The organism is Sulfurovum sp. bin170, from assembly GCF_010892395.1.
Taxonomy (GTDB): domain Bacteria; phylum Campylobacterota; class Campylobacteria; order Campylobacterales; family Sulfurovaceae; genus UBA1140.
In genome coordinates this window covers 1-3,005 of record NZ_JAACKB010000448.1, presented here as the reverse complement: position 1 = coordinate 3,005, position 3,005 = coordinate 1, and the positions used below count along the sequence as shown (strand labels likewise).

Genomic DNA, 3,005 nt, shown 5'->3' with positions numbered 1-3,005 from the left:
GCTAGGTATCATATATTGAGGTAATTTTTCCAAAAGATAAGCTTTTAACTCTAGCTTATCTCCTCTAATATAGGCAATAATCTTATTATCCATATAGAGTACAACGGTCTCTTTGATAGAGTCATAATCTAAAATACTGTTCTCTATCTCTCCTAGTTCTACTCTATGACCTCTAATCTTTATCTGGTCATCTACTCGCCCTAAATACTCTATATTACCATCATCTAAAATCCGAGCCAAATCACCACTTTTATATACTCTTCCCAATTTCGGATGCTCTATAAATTTCTCTTTGGTGAGCTTTGGTTGATGTATGTAACCTCTAGCCAGTCCTTTACCTGAAATATATATTTCACCTACTATACCTCTAGGTAACTCTACTAAGTTATCATCTAAAATATACATATTTGTATTAACCGTAGCTTTTCCTATAGAGATAGAATCATAATCCTTATCTGGATTTACCTTATAAAAACTACTACAAACAGAAGCTTCAGTAGGTCCATAAGCATTAATAAAGTTACACTTTTTTGCATAATGAAGTGCATTAGAGACAATAGCCTTTTCTCCTCCTGAAATAATGGTTTTAAACCCCTCAAGAGGCTCTATACTTGCTAAAAACGATGGATTAATAAGTCCTACCGTAATCGCATACTTTTGTGTCACCTCTAAGAAATTATTTAAAATATCTTCTTTAGAAACAACTACAAGCGTAGCACCACTTAATAGTGCCAAAAATGTCTCATACACAGAAGCATCAAAAGAAAAAGAGGCAAATGCTATGACATTATCACTAGATATAACACCAAAACTATCTCTATGATACTCTATCATATTTACAAAGCTACCGTGTTCTATCATCACACCTTTAGGCTTTCCTGTCGTTCCTGATGTATATATGAGATATGCTAAATCAAAAGAAGATATATCTAAGTTTAAATTATCACCTCTACTATCTCCTATCTCCTCTACACAAAAGCTCTCTATACCCAAATCACCTGCATACTCTTCTACAGCATTGAGATTTATACTATCACAAAGTATGAGTTTTGATTTTGAGTCACTTAGCATATACTCTACTCTATCTTTGGGATAAGAGCTATCAATAGGCAGATATGCTCCTCCTGCTTTGAGTATGCCCAATATAGATATAGTCATCCACTCACTTCTATCCATAAGTATAGAGACTATCGTATCTTTTTGGATATTATGATTTTTTATTAGATGATTAGCTAGAGTATTTGATATATCATTTAACGCTCTATAACTTATCTCTCTTTCTTTATAAATAAGTGCTATATTATCAGGCTCTTTTAGTACTTTTTCTTCAAAAACTTCTATAATATTACGCATCTTTAAACCCACTATTATCTAAAATATTTCCTATGATTTTACAATTTTGTTTTAAACTCATTCTCACCATATCTTCATGCTCTCCAAATCCAGCATAAAAGAATACTTCTTTTGAGGTCAATCCTTTCCAATCTTCTATAGTCTCTGATATATCCTCTTTCGTACTCATAGAGTTTGATATATAATCAATATCTACATCTATCTCTCCTTGGTTAATCGTACTATCAATCATATCCATATACTTAACTATCTTTTCACACTCATACTCACCTAAGCCATGTTCTTTTGCCTTATCTATCATCGTTATTCTAAAATCTTTTGGAATATAATTCAGTTCAGATATCATCCAACTATCAAGAGAGATAAGCCTTTTGGGTTGACTAAGCCCCTTTTCTTGAAGTCTTTTTATCACTTCATAAGCCAAAGTTCCTCCACTAGAATAGCCAAAAAATACAAACTCATTTTCAAGAGAACTAATAATATCTACATATTGTTCAATTCTATTATCATCAATGATAAAATCAAATGCATAAATTTTATACTCACTCAAAAATCCAGACATTCTATCTAAAAATGCATGGTCAATACTAGCAATAATCGTAGGAAATATAAATATAGATTTCTTCTTTTCAGGATTAAAGACCGTATATAATTCTCTATCCTCTTTCGTAGATTTCAGTTTTTCCAAATGATAGGAAAAGTCCTCTATCGTAGGATATTTAAAGATATGAGAAAGTTTTACATCTTTATTGGTTATACCATTTACAGCAGATATGATATTGATAGCATTAAGACTATGTCCACCTATCTCAAAGAAATTATCATCTATACTTATCCTCTCCAATTTTAACACTTCAGTAAATATATCGGCTATATCTTTTTGGATACTTGTGCTTGGTTCTCTATATACCTTTTCATTATCGAGTTTATCTGGCATTGGCAAAGATTTTTTATCTACTTTTCCATTACTAGTCAAAGGAATATCTTCTAATTCCACAAAGAAACTAGGTATCATATAGCTAGGTAGTCTCTCTTTGAGATGTTCTTTTACACCATTACTATCTCCTACGATATAGGCTATAAGTTGTTCATCTTTGACAATAACTACACTTCCCTCCACCGTATCAACACTTGAAATAGCATTCTCTATCTCTCCTAACTCTACTCTAAACCCTCTAATTTTTACTTGGTCATCTACTCGTCCTAAATATTCTATATTTCCATCTGCTAAATACTTGGCTATATCTCCTGTTTTATAAATTCTTCCAAAGAGTGGGTGATTTATAAACTTTTCATCTGTCAAATCATCTCTATTTAGATAGCCTCTAGCAAGTCCATCTCCTGCGATACATAACTCTCCTATCGCTCCGAATGGAACTCTATTGTTATTGCTATCTAAAATATATAACTCTATATTTTGTATCGCTTTTCCTATAGGAATAATATTTTCATCACCATTACAAGAGTATGATGTGACATCTATAGATGCTTCTGTTGGACCATATAAATTATGTAATTTCATCTCTTTAGTTTGAGCATAAAACTCTTGAACTGTTGTACTAGGTAACGCCTCACCACTACAAACTATATCTCTAATAGAGCTACATTCTCTCATGCGTGAAGAAGACAACATAACACTCAACATAGAGGGT

At 32.1% G+C, this 3,005-nt stretch carries 2 protein-coding genes; both read right to left on the bottom strand.

Annotated features, from left to right (window positions below; translation table 11 throughout):
- On the bottom strand, positions 1 to 1,353 hold a 1,353-nt coding region (locus tag GSY74_RS10540), incomplete at its 3' end, for an amino acid adenylation domain-containing protein (protein WP_164665083.1).
- The coding region (locus tag GSY74_RS10535; protein WP_164665081.1) for an AMP-binding protein at positions 1,346 to 3,005 on the bottom strand (1,660 nt) is incomplete at its 5' end. The genes GSY74_RS10535 and GSY74_RS10540, both read right to left, overlap by 8 nt.